Source organism: Pseudomonas sp. FG43, from assembly GCF_057809175.1.
Map to the genome: position 1 here is coordinate 560,606 of NZ_JBMDJL010000001.1, position 18,395 is coordinate 579,000.

At 54.4% G+C, this 18,395-nt stretch carries 14 protein-coding genes, 4 tRNA genes and 1 rRNA gene; all 19 read right to left on the reverse strand.

All coding sequences use genetic code 11. The features are described from left to right. Positions 1 to 9: 9 nt before the first annotated feature. The 19 genes from fusA to rrf all read right to left on the reverse strand — a co-directional run bounded on the left by fusA (position 10) and on the right by rrf (position 18,259). Positions 10 to 2,112, reverse strand: a complete 2,103-nt coding sequence (fusA, locus tag ACODS3_RS02700; protein ID WP_201007046.1) for an elongation factor G — start codon at positions 2,110 to 2,112, stop codon at positions 10 to 12. 30 nt (positions 2,113 to 2,142) lie between these two features. Next, positions 2,143 to 2,613 (reverse strand): 30S ribosomal protein S7, encoded by a 471-nt coding sequence (gene rpsG, locus ACODS3_RS02705; RefSeq protein WP_010490886.1) that lies wholly within the window; start codon positions 2,611 to 2,613, stop codon positions 2,143 to 2,145. Between the two features lie 122 nt (positions 2,614 to 2,735). Further along, positions 2,736 to 3,107: a 30S ribosomal protein S12 gene (gene rpsL / locus ACODS3_RS02710; protein ID WP_002555494.1), complete on the reverse strand. Its 372-nt coding sequence runs from the start codon at positions 3,105 to 3,107 to the stop codon at positions 2,736 to 2,738. Positions 3,108 to 3,304: 197 nt separating this feature from the next. Then, the gene (gene rpoC / locus ACODS3_RS02715) at positions 3,305 to 7,504 is read right to left on the reverse strand and encodes a DNA-directed RNA polymerase subunit beta' (protein WP_122318495.1); all 4,200 of its coding nucleotides are present in this window, start codon (positions 7,502 to 7,504) and stop codon (positions 3,305 to 3,307) included. Between the two features lie 64 nt (positions 7,505 to 7,568). Further along, positions 7,569 to 11,642: a DNA-directed RNA polymerase subunit beta gene (gene rpoB, locus ACODS3_RS02720; RefSeq protein ID WP_201007048.1), complete on the reverse strand. Its 4,074-nt coding sequence runs from the start codon at positions 11,640 to 11,642 to the stop codon at positions 7,569 to 7,571. Between the two features lie 220 nt (positions 11,643 to 11,862). Next, a complete protein-coding gene (gene rplL / locus ACODS3_RS02725) occupies positions 11,863 to 12,228 on the reverse strand; it encodes a 50S ribosomal protein L7/L12 (RefSeq protein ID WP_201007050.1) in 366 nt (121 codons plus the stop codon). A gap of 78 nt (positions 12,229 to 12,306) precedes the next feature. Beyond that, positions 12,307 to 12,807: a 50S ribosomal protein L10 gene (rplJ, locus tag ACODS3_RS02730; RefSeq protein ID WP_122318493.1), complete on the reverse strand. Its 501-nt coding sequence runs from the start codon at positions 12,805 to 12,807 to the stop codon at positions 12,307 to 12,309. Positions 12,808 to 13,000: 193 nt separating this feature from the next. Continuing rightward, the gene (gene rplA / locus ACODS3_RS02735; RefSeq protein ID WP_122318492.1) at positions 13,001 to 13,696 is read right to left on the reverse strand and encodes a 50S ribosomal protein L1; all 696 of its coding nucleotides are present in this window, start codon (positions 13,694 to 13,696) and stop codon (positions 13,001 to 13,003) included. Continuing rightward, positions 13,696 to 14,127: a 50S ribosomal protein L11 gene (gene rplK, locus ACODS3_RS02740; protein WP_025262061.1), complete on the reverse strand. Its 432-nt coding sequence runs from the start codon at positions 14,125 to 14,127 to the stop codon at positions 13,696 to 13,698. Before rplK ends, rplA begins: the two co-directional genes overlap by 1 nt. A gap of 118 nt (positions 14,128 to 14,245) precedes the next feature. Then, positions 14,246 to 14,779, reverse strand: a complete 534-nt coding sequence (gene nusG, locus ACODS3_RS02745; protein WP_025262062.1) for a transcription termination/antitermination protein NusG — start codon at positions 14,777 to 14,779, stop codon at positions 14,246 to 14,248. Between the two features lie 9 nt (positions 14,780 to 14,788). Continuing rightward, a complete protein-coding gene (gene secE / locus ACODS3_RS02750) occupies positions 14,789 to 15,157 on the reverse strand; it encodes a preprotein translocase subunit SecE (protein ID WP_201007052.1) in 369 nt (122 codons plus the stop codon). A 46-nt stretch (positions 15,158 to 15,203) separates the two neighbouring features. Next, a tRNA-Trp gene (locus ACODS3_RS02755) sits at positions 15,204 to 15,279 on the reverse strand. A 168-nt stretch (positions 15,280 to 15,447) separates the two neighbouring features. After that, positions 15,448 to 15,523: transfer RNA gene (locus tag ACODS3_RS02760), tRNA-Thr, on the reverse strand. 26 nt (positions 15,524 to 15,549) lie between these two features. Continuing rightward, a tRNA-Gly gene (locus ACODS3_RS02765) sits at positions 15,550 to 15,623 on the reverse strand. A 24-nt stretch (positions 15,624 to 15,647) separates the two neighbouring features. Further along, positions 15,648 to 15,732, reverse strand: a tRNA-Tyr gene (locus ACODS3_RS02770). A 142-nt stretch (positions 15,733 to 15,874) separates the two neighbouring features. Further along, positions 15,875 to 16,303 carry a hypothetical protein gene (locus tag ACODS3_RS02775; RefSeq protein WP_201018609.1) on the reverse strand — a complete coding sequence of 143 codons (429 nt, stop codon included), beginning with the start codon at positions 16,301 to 16,303 and terminating at the stop codon, positions 15,875 to 15,877. Positions 16,304 to 16,310: 7 nt separating this feature from the next. Then, positions 16,311 to 17,060 (reverse strand): pantothenate kinase, encoded by a 750-nt coding sequence (locus ACODS3_RS02780; RefSeq protein ID WP_201018608.1) that lies wholly within the window; start codon positions 17,058 to 17,060, stop codon positions 16,311 to 16,313. Continuing rightward, positions 17,050 to 18,009 (reverse strand): bifunctional biotin--[acetyl-CoA-carboxylase] ligase/biotin operon repressor BirA, encoded by a 960-nt coding sequence (gene birA, locus ACODS3_RS02785; RefSeq protein WP_201018800.1) that lies wholly within the window; start codon positions 18,007 to 18,009, stop codon positions 17,050 to 17,052. The genes ACODS3_RS02780 and birA overlap by 11 nt, the downstream gene beginning before the upstream one ends. 134 nt (positions 18,010 to 18,143) lie before the next feature. After that, positions 18,144 to 18,259, reverse strand: a 5S ribosomal RNA gene (rrf, locus tag ACODS3_RS02790). Between the last annotated feature and the right edge of the window lie 136 nt (positions 18,260 to 18,395).

Below are 18,395 nucleotides of genomic sequence, written 5' to 3' on the forward strand. Positions count from 1 at the left end.
GGGGCTGAATCAGCCTTGTTTTTTAACGATAGCTTCGACGACATTCGACGGAGCTTCGGAGTATTTGGAGAATTCCATAGAGTAGCTCGCGCGACCCTGAGACATGGAGCGGACGTCGGTTGCATAACCGAACATCTCACCCAACGGAACTTCGGCGCGGATAACCTTGCCGGAAACCGTATCTTCCATACCCTGGATCAGACCACGACGACGGTTCAGGTCACCCATCACGTCACCCATGTAGTCCTCAGGTGTTACAACTTCAACCTTCATGATCGGCTCAAGAACAACACCGCCACCTTTGGTAGCCAGTTGCTTGGTCGCCATGGAGGCCGCCACCTTGAACGCCATCTCGTTGGAGTCGACGTCGTGGTAAGAACCATCGAAAACGGTAGCCTTCAGGCCGATCAGCGGATAGCCGGCAACAACACCGTTCTTCATCTGCTCTTCGATACCCTTCTGGATAGCCGGGATGTATTCCTTAGGAACAACACCACCCACTACTTCGTTCACGAATTGCAGACCTTCCTGACCTTCATCAGCAGGGGCAAAACGGATCCAGCAATGGCCAAACTGACCACGACCGCCGGACTGACGAACGAACTTGCCTTCGATCTCACAAGCCTTCGTGATCTTCTCACGATAGGAAACCTGTGGTTTACCGATGTTGGCTTCGACGTTGAACTCACGGCGCATCCGGTCAACCAGGATGTCCAGGTGCAATTCGCCCATGCCAGAGATGATCGTTTGACCAGTCTCTTCATCAGTCTTGACGCGGAAAGACGGGTCTTCCTGAGCAAGTTTGCCCAGAGCGATACCCATTTTTTCCTGGTCATCCTTGGTTTTTGGCTCAACGGCAACCGAAATAACCGGCTCCGGGAAGTCCATGCGAACCAGGATGATTGGCTTTTCAGCGGAGCAGAGGGTATCACCAGTGGTGACGTCCTTCATGCCGATCAGGGCCGCGATGTCGCCAGCGCGTACTTCCTTGATCTCTTCACGGGTGTTTGCGTGCATTTGCACCATACGACCCACGCGCTCTTTCTTGCCTTTTACCGAGTTGATAACGCCGTCGCCGGAGCTCAACACGCCCGAGTAAACGCGAGCAAAGGTCAAGGTACCCACGAATGGGTCGGTAGCGATCTTGAACGCCAGAGCCGAGAACGGCTCGTTGTCGTCTGCATGACGCTCCATCTCAACAGTCTCGTCATCCGGATCGGAACCCTTGATGGCAGGAATGTCGACTGGCGCCGGCAGGTAGTCGATAACGGCGTCGAGAACCAGGGGAACACCCTTGTTCTTGAAGGAAGAACCGCAAACAGCAAGAACGATTTCACCAGCGATTGTACGCTGACGCAGTGCGCCCTTGATTTCCTCGATGGAAAGCTCTTCGCCCTCGAGGTATTTGTTCATCAGCTCTTCGCTGGCTTCAGCAGCAGCTTCAACCATGTTGCTGCGCCACTCTTCAGCCAATTCCTGCAGCTCAGCAGGGATCGCTTCGCGACGAGCAGCCATACCCTTGTCAGCATCATCCCAGTAAACAGCTTCCATGGTCATCAGATCGATCTGACCCTGGAAATTGTCTTCTGCACCGATAGCCAACTGGATTGGCACTGGAGTGTGACCCAGACGCTGCTTGATCTGACCGATCACGCGCAGGAAGTTCGCACCAGCACGGTCCATCTTGTTTACATAAACAAGACGCGGAACGCCGTATTTGTTGGCTTGACGCCATACGGTTTCCGACTGAGGCTCAACGCCCGAAGTACCGCAGAAAACCACGACAGCACCGTCGAGAACACGCAGCGAACGCTCTACTTCAATAGTGAAGTCAACGTGGCCGGGGGTATCGATGATGTTGAAGCGATACTTGTCGAATTGCTTGGCAGAACCAGCCCAGAAGGCTGTGGTTGCAGCGGAAGTAATGGTAATACCCCGCTCCTGCTCTTGCACCATCCAGTCCATGGTCGCGGCGCCATCATGCACCTCGCCCATCTTGTGGTTTACGCCAGTGTAAAAAAGGACGCGCTCGGTGGTCGTGGTTTTACCAGCATCCACGTGAGCAACGATACCGATGTTACGGTAGCGGTTAATCGGAGTAGTACGAGCCATAAAGCCCTCGCAAAATTAGTGACGCCGGAATTAGAAGCGGTAGTGCGAGAAAGCTTTGTTAGCTTCAGCCATACGGTGCACGTCTTCACGCTTCTTAACTGCAGCACCTTTACCTTCAGCGGCGTCCAACAGTTCGCCAGCCAAACGCAGAGCCATAGACTTTTCGCCACGCTTGCGCGCGAAGTCTACCAGCCAGCGCATTGCCAATGCATTACGACGGGACGGACGAACTTCAACCGGAACCTGGTAAGTAGCACCGCCTACACGGCGCGACTTCACTTCGACCAGCGGAGCGATGGCGTCGAGAGCTTTCTCGAAGATTTCCAGGGGGTCGCTGTTCTTGCGTTCTTTAACCTTGTCCAGCGCGCCATAAACGATACGCTCGGCAACGGCTTTCTTGCCGCTTTCCATCACGTGGTTCATGAACTTGGCCAGGATTTGGCTTCCGTATTTTGGATCGTCAAGCACTTCGCGCTTGGCTGCTACGCGTCTTCTTGGCATGGATAAGCCCTCAAACGGTCTTCAGGTTAGCTCGGAACCACCATCCCCAGAGGAATGCGTCCGACCTTACTCTTATCGACTCAGAAAAATAGAAATCTGCAAATTCAAACAGAAGCCGAATACTACTTAGGCTTCTTGGTACCGTATTTCGAGCGACCCTGGTTACGACCTTTAACGCCGGAAGTATCCAAAGAACCACGAACGGTGTGATAACGAACACCTGGCAAGTCTTTTACACGACCGCCACGGATCAGTACCACGCTGTGCTCTTGCAGGTTGTGACCTTCACCACCGATGTACGAGGAAACCTCGAAACCGTTGGTCAGGCGCACACGGCAGACTTTACGCAATGCCGAGTTAGGTTTTTTCGGCGTGGTGGTATACACACGAGTGCACACACCGCGACGTTGCGGGCAGTTCTGCAGCGCAGGCACGTCGGATTTCTCGACGATACGCTTACGCGGCTGACGTACCAGCTGGTTGATAGTTGCCATCTACTAGCTCCACTGTTGTCTTGCGACGCTATTGTCTTACAAGAAAAGCAAATGACAGGGCGCAAGCCCCGCCAAATTTAGGGGTACAAGAGTCTAAAGAGGATCCTGCCCCCAGTCAAGACAAAGCCCCGACCTCTTCCTCCAGCGACCACAGCTGAATACTGTGGCTGCCGGAGGAAAATGCCGAGGCTTTACTCTTAATTACCGCTGGAGTTCAACGCTTCAGTCAGAGCGGCTTCTACTTCGCTCGCACTGACACGCAACGGCTTGTCGATATCACGGCGACGCTTACGCTCGCTGTGGTACGCCAGACCGGTACCAGCCGGGATCAGACGACCCACGACTACGTTTTCCTTCAGGCCGCGCAGGTAGTCACGCTTGCCGGTCACTGCCGCTTCGGTCAGTACGCGGGTTGTCTCCTGGAAGGAGGCCGCAGAGATGAACGACTCGGTGGACAGGGAAGCTTTGGTGATACCCAGCAATACACGAGTGAACTTGGAGACAAACTTGTCTTCCGTGCTCAGACGCTCGTTCTCTACCAGAACGTGAGTCAGCTCCATCTGGTCGCCCTTGATGAAACTGGAATCGCCAGACTCGGCGATCTCAACTTTACGCAGCATCTGACGCAGAATGGTCTCGATGTGCTTGTCGTTGATCTTCACGCCTTGCAGACGATAAACGTCCTGGATCTCGTTGACGATGTACTTGGCGAGAGCGCTGACACCCAACAGACGCAGGATGTCGTGCGGATCGCTAGGACCGTCGGAAATAACTTCACCACGGTTGACCTGCTCACCCTCGAAGACGTTCAGGTGACGCCATTTCGGGATCAGCTCTTCGTACGGATCGCTACCGTCGTTCGGGGTGATGACCAGGCGACGCTTGCCCTTGGTCTCTTTACCGAACGCGATGGTACCGCTGACTTCAGCAAGGATCGACGCCTCTTTCGGACGACGAGCTTCGAACAAGTCGGCAACACGCGGCAGACCACCGGTGATGTCACGGGTCTTGGAAGTTTCTTGCGGGATACGAGCGATAACATCACCGATCGCGATCTGCGCACCGTCCGCCACGCCGACCAGGGCGTTGGCTGGCAGGAAGTACTGAGCCGGTACGTCGGTACCTGGCAGCAGCAGATCCTTGCCATCCAGACCAACCATCTTCACGGCAGGACGAATGTCTTTACCGGCAGCTGGACGGTCCTTGGCATCAAGAACTTCAATGTTGGTCATACCGGTCAATTCGTCTGTCTGACGCTTGATCGTGATGCCTTCTTCCATGCCCACGTAGGTCACGGTACCTTTCATTTCGGTAACGATTGGGTGGGTGTGCGGATCCCACTTGGCCACGATCGAACCAGCGTCGACCTTGTCGCCTTCCTTAACCGAAATCACAGCACCGTAAGGCAGCTTGTAACGCTCACGCTCACGACCGAAGTCATCAGCGATGGCCAGCTCACCGGAACGCGACACGGCAACCAGGTGACCATCCACTCGCTCAACGTGTTTCAGGTTGTGCAGGCGAACAGTACCGCCGTTCTTGACCTGAACGCTGTCAGCAGCGGAGGTCCGGCTTGCAGCACCACCGATGTGGAACGTACGCATTGTCAGCTGGGTACCAGGCTCACCGATCGACTGAGCAGCGATTACGCCGACAGCTTCACCGATGTTGACCTGATGACCACGAGCCAGGTCACGACCGTAGCACTTGGCACAGATGCCGTAGCGGGTTTCACAGCTGATTGGCGAACGAACGATAACTTCGTCGATGCTGTTCAGCTCGATGAACTCTACCCACTTCTCATCTACCAGCGTACCGGCAGGCACGATGACGTCTTCGGTACCCGGCTTGAATACGTCACGGGCGATAACTCGACCCAGAACGCGCTCACCCAGAGGCTCGACAACGTCACCGCCTTCAATGTGCGGAGTCATCAGCAGGCCGTGCTCGGTACCGCAATCAACTTCGGTAACGACCAGATCCTGGGCAACGTCCACCAGACGACGAGTCAGGTAACCGGAGTTCGCGGTTTTCAACGCGGTATCCGCAAGACCTTTACGAGCACCGTGAGTCGAGATGAAGTACTGAAGTACGCTCAAGCCTTCACGGAAGTTCGCAGTGATCGGCGTCTCGATGATGGAGCCGTCAGGCTTGGCCATCAGACCACGCATACCGGCCAGCTGACGAATCTGAGCAGCGGAACCCCGGGCACCGGAGTCAGCCATCATGTACATCGAGTTGAACGATTCCTGGTCAACAGTCTCACCGTGACGGTCGACAACCTTCTCTTTCGAGAGGTTCGACATCATCGCCTTGGAGACTTCATCGTTGGCCTTGGACCAGAGGTCGATCACCTTGTTGTACTTCTCGCCCTGAGTTACCAGGCCCGAGGCGTACTGACTTTCGATCTCTTTAACTTCTTCGGTAGCAGCATCGATGATGCGAGCTTTTTCATCCGGGATAACGAAGTCGTTAACACCGATCGAAACACCCGAAATGGTCGAATAGGCAAAACCGGTATACATCAGCTGGTCAGCGAAAATAACGGTCTCTTTCAGACCAACCACGCGGTAGCACTGGTTGATCAGCTTGGAGATCGCCTTTTTCTTCATCGGCTGGTTGACGACGTCATAGGACAGGCCGGCCGGAACCACCTGGAACAGCAGCGCACGGCCGACAGTAGTGTCGACGATACGGGTGTTCTTGACGCTGCCGCCATCACGATCATTGACCGTTTCATGGATACGGACTTTAACCTTGGCGTGCAGAGCAGCTTCGCCGGCGCGGAATACGCGGTCGACTTCCTGCAGATCCGCAAACACACGACCTTCGCCCTTGGCGTTGATCGCTTCACGAGTCATGTAGTACAGACCCAATACAACGTCCTGCGAAGGAACGATGATTGGCTCACCGTTCGCTGGCGAAAGGATGTTGTTGGTCGACATCATCAGCGCACGCGCTTCAAGCTGGGCTTCCAGCGTCAGCGGTACGTGAACAGCCATCTGGTCGCCGTCGAAGTCGGCGTTGTACGCAGCACAGACCAGCGGGTGCAGCTGGATAGCCTTACCTTCGATCAGAACCGGTTCAAACGCCTGGATACCCAGACGGTGAAGAGTTGGCGCACGGTTGAGCAGGACCGGGTGTTCGCGGATCACTTCAGCGAGAACGTCCCAAACCTCTGGCAGCTCGCGCTCGACCATTTTCTTGGCAGCTTTGATGGTCGTAGCCAGGCCACGCATTTCCAGCTTGCCGAAAATGAACGGCTTGAACAGCTCGAGAGCCATTTTCTTCGGCAGACCGCACTGGTGCAGACGCAGGGTCGGACCAACGGTAATTACCGAACGACCAGAGTAGTCAACACGCTTACCGAGCAAGTTCTGACGGAAACGACCCTGCTTACCCTTGATCATGTCAGCCAGGGATTTCAGAGGACGCTTGTTGGAACCGGTGATTGCACGACCGCGACGGCCGTTGTCGAGCAGCGCATCGACAGCTTCCTGCAACATACGCTTTTCGTTGCGCACGATGATGTCCGGAGCAGACAGATCCAGCAGGCGCTTCAAACGGTTGTTACGGTTGATCACTCGACGATACAGATCGTTGAGGTCGGAAGTCGCGAAACGACCGCCATCCAGCGGAACCAATGGACGCAGATCTGGCGGCAGAACCGGCAGAACGGTCAGAACCATCCACTCAGGCAGGTTGCCCGAGCCCTGGAAGGCTTCCATCAGCTTCAGACGCTTGGAAAGCTTCTTGATTTTGGTTTCGGAGTTGGTTTGCGGAATTTCTTCACGCAGACGGCCAATCTCGTGCTCCAGATCGATAGCGTGCAGCAGTTCACGGACAGCTTCAGCACCCATGCGGGCATCGAAATCATCACCGAACTCTTCCAGCGCTTCGAAGTACTGCTCGTCGTTCAGCAACTGACCTTTTTCAAGGGTAGTCATGCCCGGATCGATAACGACATAGCTCTCGAAATAGAGAACGCGCTCGATATCACGCAGGGTCATGTCCATCAGCAGGCCGATACGGGACGGCAGGGACTTCAGGAACCAGATGTGGGCAACCGGCGAAGCCAGCTCGATGTGAGCCATACGCTCACGACGAACTTTTGCCAGTGCAACTTCAACGCCGCACTTCTCGCAGATGACGCCACGGTGCTTCAGGCGCTTGTACTTTCCGCACAAGCACTCGTAATCCTTGACCGGGCCAAAGATCTTGGCGCAGAACAGACCGTCACGCTCAGGCTTGAACGTACGGTAGTTGATGGTTTCCGGCTTTTTAACTTCACCGAACGACCACGAACGGATCATCTCAGGCGACGCCAACCCGATACGGATCGCGTCAAACTCTTCGACTTGACCCTGGTTTTTCAGCAAATTCAGTAGGTCTTTCAAGGCTTTCCCTCCTGGCGGAGCAGGGAGCGGGCCATACGGCACCACTCCCGATTCGCGTCACGTGTTATTCGGTTTCCAGATCGATATCGATACCGAGCGAACGGATTTCTTTGATCAACACGTTGAAGGACTCGGGCATGCCCGGCTCCATACGGTGATCGCCGTCCACGATGTTTTTGTACATCTTGGTACGACCGTTCACATCGTCCGACTTCACTGTGAGCATTTCTTGCAGAGTGTACGCCGCGCCGTATGCTTCCAGCGCCCACACTTCCATCTCCCCGAAACGCTGACCACCGAACTGCGCCTTACCACCCAGCGGCTGCTGGGTAACCAGGCTGTAAGAACCAGTGGAACGCGCGTGCATCTTGTCGTCCACCAAGTGGTTCAGCTTCAGCATGTACATGTAGCCAACTGTTACAGCGCGCTCAAACTTGTTGCCGGTACGACCGTCAAACAGTTGCATCTGGCCGCTTTCCGGCATGTCTGCCAGTTTGAGCATTGCCTTGATTTCACGCTCTTTGGCACCGTCGAAAACCGGAGTAGCCATAGGTACGCCATTGCGAAGGTTCTTCGCGAGATCCTGGATTTCCTTGTCGGAGAGGTCATCCAGACTTTCCTGGCGACCGCCGATTTCGTTGTAGATCTCGTTGAGGAACTTGCGCAACTCAGCAACTTTACGCTGTTCTTCGAGCATGCGATTGATCTTCTCGCCCAGACCTTTGGCCGCAAGGCCCAGGTGGGTTTCGAGAATCTGACCAACGTTCATACGCGAAGGTACGCCCAGCGGGTTGAGGACGATATCCACAGGTGTGCCGTTGGCATCGTGCGGCATATCTTCAACCGGCATGATCACGGAGACCACACCCTTGTTACCGTGGCGACCGGCCATCTTGTCGCCCGGCTGGATGCGACGACGGATTGCCAGGTAGACCTTGACGATTTTCAGAACGCCTGGAGCAAGGTCATCACCCTGCTGCAGCTTGCGTTTCTTGTCTTCAAACTTGTCATCGAGCAGGCGACGACGATCAACGATGTAAGCCTGGGCTTTCTCAAGCTGCTCGTTCAGAGCATCTTCAGCCATGCGCAGCTTGAACCACTGACCATGCTCAAGACCGTCGAGAACTTCATCGGTGATTTCCTGACCTTTCTTCAGGCCAGCACCGCCTTCAACTACGCGACCAACCAGAGCAGCACGCAGACGCTCGAAAGTAGCGCCTTCGACGATACGGAACTCTTCGTTCAGATCCTTGCGGATCTCGTCGAGTTGCGACTTCTCGATGGACAGTGCGCGAGCGTCACGCTCAACACCATCACGGGTGAAGACCTGTACGTCGATGACAGTACCCTTGGTACCGGTAGGTACGCGCAGGGAAGTGTCTTTAACGTCGCTGGCTTTCTCACCGAAGATGGCGCGCAGCAGTTTTTCTTCTGGAGTCAGCTGGGTTTCACCTTTAGGGGTGACCTTGCCTACCAGAATATCGCCAGCGCCTACTTCAGCACCGACATAAACGATACCGGCTTCGTCCAGCTTGTTCAGAGCAGCTTCACCCACGTTCGGGATGTCAGCCGTGATTTCCTCTGGGCCAAGCTTGGTGTCACGAGCAACGCAAGTCAGTTCCTGGATATGGATCGTGGTGAAACGATCTTCCTGAACTACACGCTCGGACAGACAGATGGAGTCCTCGAAGTTGAAACCGTTCCAGGCCATGAACGCGATGCGCATGTTCTGACCCAGAGCCAGTTCACCCATATCGGTGGACGGACCGTCAGCCATGATGTCGCTGCGCTGAACGCGATCACCCTTGCTCACCAGCGGACGCTGGTTGATGCAGGTGTTCTGGTTGGAGCGGGTGTACTTGGTCAGGTTGTAGATATCTACACCCGCCTCGCCCGTTTCAACTTCGTCATCGGCAACACGCACAACGATGCGGCTTGCATCAACCGAGTCGATCACACCGCCACGACGAGCCACGACACAAACGCCGGAGTCACGGGCAACGTTGCGCTCCATGCCGGTACCGACCAGCGGCTTGTCGGCACGCAGGGTTGGTACAGCCTGACGCTGCATGTTCGAACCCATCAACGCACGGTTGGCGTCGTCGTGCTCGAGGAACGGAATCAGGGAAGCTGCGACCGAAACTACCTGCTTGGGCGAAACGTCCATCAGGGTTACGTCGGCAGGCGCCTTGACGGTGAATTCATTCAGGTGACGAACGGCTACCAGCTCGTCGATCAGTTCCTGCTTGTCGTTCATTGCGGCCGAAGCCTGTGCAATGACGTGGTCCGCTTCTTCGATTGCCGAAAGGAAAACGATTTCGTCGGTTACCAGACCTTCCTTCACAACACGGTACGGGCTCTCAAGGAAACCATACTGGTTGGTACGGGCATAGGCTGCCAGGGAGTTGATCAGGCCGATGTTCGGACCTTCCGGTGTTTCAATCGGACATACGCGACCATAGTGAGTCGGGTGTACGTCACGAACTTCAAAGCCGGCGCGCTCACGAGTCAGACCACCAGGGCCGAGTGCAGAAACACGACGCTTGTGGGTAATCTCGGAAAGCGGGTTGTTCTGGTCCATGAACTGGGAAAGCTGGCTGGAACCGAAGAACTCCTTGACTGCCGCTGCGACAGGCTTGGCGTTGATCAGGTCCTGAGGCATCAGGCCTTCGCTTTCTGCCATGGACAGACGTTCTTTGACAGCACGCTCTACGCGGACCAGACCGACACGGAACTGGTTCTCGGCCATTTCGCCAACGCAACGAACACGACGGTTACCGAGGTGGTCGATGTCATCGACAATGCCTTTACCGTTACGGATGTCGACGAGAGTCTTCAGAACGGCAACGATGTCTTCTTTGCACAGTACGCCCGAACCTTCGATCTCGGTGCGACCGATACGACGGTTAAACTTCATGCGACCTACAGCAGACAGATCGTAGCGTTCTGGGCTGAAGAACAGGTTGTTGAACAGTGTTTCAGCGGCATCTTTGGTTGGTGGCTCACCAGGACGCATCATGCGATAGATTTCGACCAGGGCTTCCAGTTGGTTGCCGGTGGAGTCGATCTTCAATGTGTCGGAGATGAACGGACCGCAATCGATGTCGTTCGTGTACAGAGTCTCGATCCGGACAACCTGGGCCTTGGCGATTTTTGCCAGGATTTCGGTGTTCAGTTCGGTGTTGCATTCAGCGATGATTTCACCAGTCGCAGGATGCACGATGACCTTGGCGGTAGTGCGACCCAGGACGTAGTCCAGTGGCACTTCCAGCTCTTTGATCCCGGCTTTTTCCAGCTGATTGATGTGACGAGCGGTAATACGGCGACCTTGCTCGACAATAACCTTGCCGTTGCCATCCTGGATATCGAGGACAGCAATTTCACCACGCAGGCGCTGAGGCACCAGCTCCAGGCTCAGGCTTTCACCGCGAACATGGAAAACGTTGGTGGTGTAGAACGCATCAAGCACTTGCTCGGTTGTATAACCAAGGGCGCGCAGCAATACGGAAGCAGGCAGCTTGCGACGACGGTCGATACGGACGAATACGCAGTCTTTCGGATCGAACTCGAAGTCCAGCCACGAACCACGGTAAGGAATGATGCGAGCGGAGTACAGCAGCTTGCCGGAGCTATGCGTCTTGCCACGATCGTGGTCGAAGAATACGCCTGGCGAACGGTGAAGCTGGGACACGATTACACGCTCGGTACCGTTGATTACGAAGGTACCGTTCTCAGTCATCAGGGGGATTTCACCCATGTAGACTTCTTGCTCTTTGATGTCCTTGATCGCTTTGTTCGACGACTCTTTGTCGAAAATGATCAGACGGACCTTGACTCGCAGAGGTACAGCGTAAGTCACACCGCGCAGCACGCACTCTTTGACATCAAATGCCGGTTCGCCCAAGCGATAACCTACATACTCCAGCGCAGCATTGCCGGAGTAGCTGATGATCGGGAAAACGGATTTGAAGGCTGCATGCAGACCGACGTCGCGGAACTGATCTTTGGTCGCTCCCGCCTGCAGGAATTCGCGATACGAATCCAGCTGGATGGCCAGTAGATACGGCACATCCATTACGTCCGGCAACTTGCTAAAGTCCTTGCGGATACGTTTTTTCTCAGTATATGAGTAAGCCATCAGCGTTCCCCAGCTTGGTCACCTGCTTGTTTGGCTCCCTCCCGACGGAAGCAGCCAGAAAATCGTGCAAACCCCTTGGTTTGCGCCACCATCTTGGTGGTACTTGCACGTTATGGACGCTGGCAAAGCCAATCGTCTGTAACGGAAAAAGGCCGGTGGCAAAAGCCACCAGCCATCAGCCTTTCGCTTAACGCGTGGGCTGGACGTTCAAAATCGATGCTTATTTCAGCTCGACTTTGGCGCCTGCTTCTTCCAGAGCAGCTTTGGCTTTGTCAGCAGCGTCTTTTGCTACTGCTTCCAGAACCAGGGCTGGAGCGCCGTCAACGACTGCCTTGGCTTCTTTCAGGCCCAGACCGGTCAGTTCACGAACAGCTTTAATTACGTTAACTTTCTTCTCGCCAGCTTCAACCAGCATGACGTTGAATTCGGTTTGCTCTTCAACAACAGCAGCAGCAACAGCTGGACCAGCCGAAGCAGCGGCAGCAGTTACGCCGAATTTTTCTTCAAAAGCTTTGATCAGTTCAACAACCTGCAGAACGGACATCTCGGCTACTGCGTTGAGGATATCGTCTTGAGAGATAGACATGAATCTAATTCCTGAATTGGGGGACGGCCTACGCGACCATCGAAATAAACAAAAATACGCGAGAGAAAATGCTCAGCCTTAGGCTGCGGCAGCTTCTTTCTGGTCGCGAACAGCCGCCAGAGTACGAGCCAATTTGCTGGTAGCGCCTTGAATCACGCTCATCAGCTGGGAAATTGCTTCGTCACGGGTCGGCAAGGTTGCCAGTACGTCGATCTGATTAGCTGCGAGGAACTTGCCCTCGAACGCAGCTGCCTTGATCTCGAACTTGTCCTGACCTTTCGCAAACTCTTTGAACAAACGCGCAGCAGCGCCTGGATGCTCGTTGGAGAATGCGATCAAGGTCGGGCCTGTGAACGCGTCATTGAGGACACTGTAATCAGTACCTTCAACAGCGCGCTTGAGCAGGGTGTTACGTACGACACGTACGTATACGCCAGCTTCACGAGCCTCTTTACGGAGTCCGGTCATTGCGCCTACTGTCACGCCACGGGCATCAGCCACGACAGCAGACAGAGCGACTTTGGCAGCCTCGTTGACTTCAGCGACGATGGCCTTCTTGTCTTCGAGTTTAATTGCCACGGGTTTAACTCCTGCTTGTTACCGTTTCATCTGGCCGGAGCCGGATGTCGTTTTGGTGTCTGATTCGGTAAGGAACCGGGAGCACCATCTGCGTAGGCTTGTGGTTTAAGACTTGCGTCGCCTACGGTCTTGGATAGCCCCCGCCAGGCAGGGACCCCAATTTTTAGTAACACAAAAATGTGTTACGTCTGTCTTACGCGTCCAGAGAACCCTGGTCGATGACCAGACCTGGGCCCATGGTGGTGCTCAGGGTAACGCGCTTGACATAAATGCCTTTCGAGGAAGCTGGCTTGATGCGCTTGAGATCAGCGATCAGAGCTTCAACGTTTTCCTTCAGCTTGACTGCGTCGAAACCGACCTTGCCAACGGAAGTGTGGATAATGCCGTTTTTGTCGGTGCGATAACGAACCTGACCAGCCTTGGCGTTCTTGACAGCGTTAGCGACGTCAGGAGTAACGGTACCGACTTTCGGGTTAGGCATCAGGCCACGTGGACCCAGAACCTGACCCAATTGACCAACAACGCGCATTGCATCAGGAGAAGCAATAACTACGTCGTAGTTCAGGTCGCCAGCTTTCATTTCGGCAGCCAGATCGTCCATACCAACGCGGTCAGCACCAGCAGCCAGAGCAGCTTCAGCAGCCGGGCCTTGGGTGAAGACAGCAACACGTACGGTTTTACCGGTACCGTGCGGCAGAACGGTTGCGCTACGAACAACCTGGTCAGACTTACGAGGGTCAACGCCCAGGTTAACAGCAACGTCTACAGACTCGCTGAACTTGACGGTAGACAGCTCGGTCAGCAGAGCAGCAGCGTCTACGAAGTTGTAGACCTTGCCAGCTTCCAGCTTGCTAGCGATTGCCTTTTGACGTTTGGTCAACTTAGCCATTACACACCCTCCACGTTAAGGCCCATGCTACGAGCGGAACCGGCGATGGTACGCACGGCCGCTTCCAGGTCTGCAGCTGTCAGATCAGCGCTTTTTGCTTTAGCGATGTCTTCCAGTTGAGCGCGAGTCACGGTGCCAACTTTAACGGTGTTCGGGCGAGCCGAGCCGCTGGTCAAGCCTGCAGCTTTCTTCAGCAGAACAGAGGCAGGGGTACTTTTTGTTTCAAAAGTGAAGCTACGGTCGCTGTATACAGTGATGATCACTGGAGTCGGCAAGCCTGGCTCAAGACCCTGAGTACGGGCGTTGAATGCTTTACAGAATTCCATGATGTTCACACCGTGCTGACCCAGAGCAGGACCAACTGGCGGGCTAGGGTTAGCCTGAGCGGCTTTCACTTGCAGCTTGATGTATGCGGTTATCTTCTTGGCCATGAGGCACTCCAATTACGGGTTCAAACGCCAATAAAGGCTCCCCGGCTACTTACACGTATATCCCAGTGACGAAAAAACCCCACAGCCTTAGACTGCGGGGTATGGGATTCCAGCTCAGTTATGCCTTTTCGACCTGACTGAACTCTAGTTCTACCGGAGTAGAACGTCCGAAAATGAGCACCGCCACTTGGATACGGCTCTTTTCGTAGTTAACTTCTTCGACCGTGCCATTAAAATCAGCAAACGGGCCGTCGGTGACGCGAACAACTTCACCTGGCTCGAACAGTGTTTTTGGCTTCGGCTTATCGCTGCCATCAGCAACGCGACGCAGAATTGCTTCTGCCTCTTTGTCGGTGATTGGAGCTGGCTTATCAGCAGTACCGCCGATGAAACCCATGACGCGAGGAGTGTCCTTGACCAAGTGCCAAGTACCCTCATTCATTTCCATCTGGACAAGCACATAACCAGGGAAGAATTTACGCTCGCTTTTGCGTTTCTGGCCATTACGCATCTCAACCACTTCTTCAGTGGGAACCAGAATTTCGCCGAAGCCATCTTCCATGCCTGCCAGCTTCACACGCTCGATCAACGAGCGCATTACATGCTTCTCGTAACCCGAGTAAGCATGCACTACGTACCAACGCTTAGCCACGGGACACCCTTAGCCAACTATCAAGGAAACAAGCCAGCCGAGCAGGGAGTCAAGCCCCCACAACAGCAACGCCATGACCAACACAACAGCCACCACAATCAAAGTGGTCTGCGTGGTCTCTTGGCGAGTAGGCCATACGACTTTACGGATCTCTGCGCGCGCTTCCTTTGCAAGAACAAAGAAGGCCTTGCCTTTGCCGGTTTGAAGAGCAACAAACGCAGCAACAGCAGCAATTGCCAGAAGCACAAGAACACGATACAGAATCGGGGCGGACGAGTAATACTGATTACCGACAACACCAACGACAACCAAAGCGACTACCAAGAGCCATTTCAGCGAGTCAAAGCGAGAGTCTGATGCTTCAGCCTTGGGATTCATCTACGGAGATCCTGTGAAAAGAAAGCCAGATTACATCTAGGGAATCTGGCAGGTCAGGAGGGAATCGAACCCCCAACCTACGGTTTTGGAGACCGTCGCTCTGCCAATTGAGCTACTGACCTAAAAGCAAAATCAGGCCGACCATTATGCGGACCCGACAAGAGTTTTTCAACACCTCATTCAGCCTCACCAGCAGATACTGCCGATAACACCGAAAGCTTCAAGCGCAACACATCAAGAGTGAAGCCACTTAAAACAAAGGCAGATATTTTCATATCTGCCTTTAGCAATGGAGCTCTTGAGCGGATTTGAACCGCTGACCTCACCCTTACCAAGGGTGTGCTCTACCAACTGAGCTACAAGAGCAAAACACTTTGCAAGAACCGCAAACATGGAGCGGGTAGCGGGAATCGAACCCGCATCATCAGCTTGGAAGGCTGAGGTTCTACCACTAAACTATACCCGCACAACTTGCAGCTCGCGCTAAATATGGTGGAGGGGGAAGGATTCGAACCTTCGAAGTCGTAGACGTCAGATTTACAGTCTGATCCCTTTGGCCGCTCGGGAACCCCTCCTAAGCGAGGCAGCATTCTCAATGCTTACTGCCCTTCTGTCAACCTTTTTCTCATTAAAAACCTGAGGTTACATGCGTTGACTACTGCTGCTTCACTTTCGAGGTTTGCACCTCACTGCGAAGCGGGCGCCATTCTATGCAAACTAATCTGCAGTTGCAATGCCTTCACAAGACATTATTTTGTTTTTTAATTGCGGGAAATCCTGGAGCAACTGATTGACGACAGCATCACCGACCAGACGTCGGCTCTCCGGTGAAATCCTGAGCCAATAGCCAGCTACACCAGCCGACGGCAAGACCTGAAACTGCGACTGTATATCCAGGCTATTGAGACGCTGCTCGACAGCACGCGCCTCCTCCTGACGCGGGAAGCCCCCTAGATAAAGACAGCTGGTTTCTGCCTCACGAGAGGCATGCCCCAGATCAGACTCACTGAGCAATCGAATATCCTGCTGGGGAGCACGGTACAACGACAGAGGAAGAACCTCCTTGGCACGCAAGGGAGCCTCCTGCTGATGCCAGATGTAGTAAAAGGCATTCAGCATCAACAGCAAAAGGAATAGCCAACGCATAAAAACCTCAGCGCAACGGACAGGCCAGAGCCAGGCCAACGAAAACCAGGTCTGGCACCACTCGAACATCAGCAAGCACATCCTCAACCAGCCCGGAATCGCCGCCAGTTACGAAGACACAAAAATCCCCCCCCCAATAGCTCCGCGCCAGATCGAGCTGCGTCAGGGCAAAGCCTCGCAACATCAAGGAGCAGCCCCGCTCCACCGCCTCAGAGGTTGCTCGCCCTGGAACAAAGCTGACCAACGCACGCTCCGCCGCCGCATCATCGTATCGAATACGTCGCGTGTGAGTGCGCAACTGGTTGCGCATCAACGGCATACCCGGACATATGAAGCCGCCCAGGTGCTGGCCGCCTGAATCCACGAAGTCGGAGGTAACAGCAGTGCCAAGATCAATGACCAGGCACGCCTTTCGGACAATATGATAAGCCCCGACGAAGGCAAGCCAGCGATCGAGCCCCAAACGCTCGTAATCGTCATAGCCATTCACAACACCTGCCAGCTCCTTCGCGGGAGCAGCACAGACAGGCTGAATCGAAAAGCCCTGAACAAGGGCAGAAACCAGCTTCTCAGTCTCTTCAGCACTACGAACGCTGACAAGGCGACAGGCACTCAATTTCAATCCAGGGAGGTGAAGCAAGTGCTCCAGCAGCGCGCTATCAGAATCCACGACACCACCAGCAAATCGCGCAACACCTCCCACATCAATTACACGCCATTTGATGAAGCTATTCCCACAGTCGAGTTCAAGTATCATCACGCAACCTCAGGCTGAGCTCACCACCACTAAAGCTTTTCTCCACGCCTCCTACATCGAGACGCAACGCACCAAGCACATCGACACCCAAGACAACACCCTCGACCACCTCGACACCAGAGAGCAGCGTAACAGAGCACCCCTGCCATAAATGCCCCTGCTCCCACTCAGCCTGAAACGCTGAAAATCCCTGCTCGCGGTGCAATGCGAGCAAAGCATCAAGCTTCTGGCTTAAACGGACAGCCAGGCCGTTGCGATCGGAAAGCGCACCAGTCTCCAGACGTAAAGATGTCCAGGATTGATCCACATCAGGAGAGGACTGCATGTTCACATTGACCCCGATCCCGATTACCACATGGCATACATCCGCGGGATCTCCGATCAGTTCAAGAAGAATACCGGCGATCTTGTGCTTACCTACAAGAACATCATTTGGCCATTTAAGCCCCGCACCCTTGACCCCTGACTCACGCAAGACCTGCATGACAGCAAGCCCGACAAGCAAGCTAAGACCTTCAAGCTGACGCATTCCGCCGTCAATGCGTAATGCCAGGCTGTAATACAGGTTTTCACCAAAAGGGCTAACCCACTTACGACCACGTCGCCCTCTTCCAGCTATCTGCCTCTCTGCCAGGACAAGCATAGGCATAGCCGCTCCCTGACCGATCAGGCGGACCGCCTCGGCATTTGTAGAGTCGATTGAGCCGGCAACATGAACAGACCAGCCAGCAGGAAGCCCCATTTGCGATATGGAAGACGAGTCCAGAAGAGAGATAGGGTTGGCGAGCCGGTAACCACGGCCACGCACTTTATGCACCTCAACACCTAACTCAGCCTCAAGCTGTTGAAGCCGCTTCCAGACGGCGCTTCTGCTGACTCCGAGCACATCACCCAAAACCTGCCCCGAGTGAAACTCGCCATCAGCAAGAAGCCTTAACAAGGTCATCATGTAAATATCGCCTAGCAATGAGGCACGCATAATAGCCACGCAAGCCTGGGATGCATAGAAACGAAAAGGCGTTTTTCGATCCACAAAAGACAAAACCCCCACCTGCTTTCGCAGACGGGGGTTCTGAATTTGAATCTTGACGATGACCTACTCTCACATGGGGAAACCCCACACTACCATCGGCGATGCATCGTTTCACTACTGAGTTCGGGATGGGATCAGGTGGTTCCAATGCTCTATGGTCGTCAAGAAATTCGGTAGCCGGTGCGTACTTGAGTACGTGCCAGCGAATGGGTGTGTAATAGATCTTTCGGTAATTTTGTGTGTGGCACAAACTTTCGGTTCGTCATCTTCACTACACCACAATCCGCTCTTCGCAGATTGCT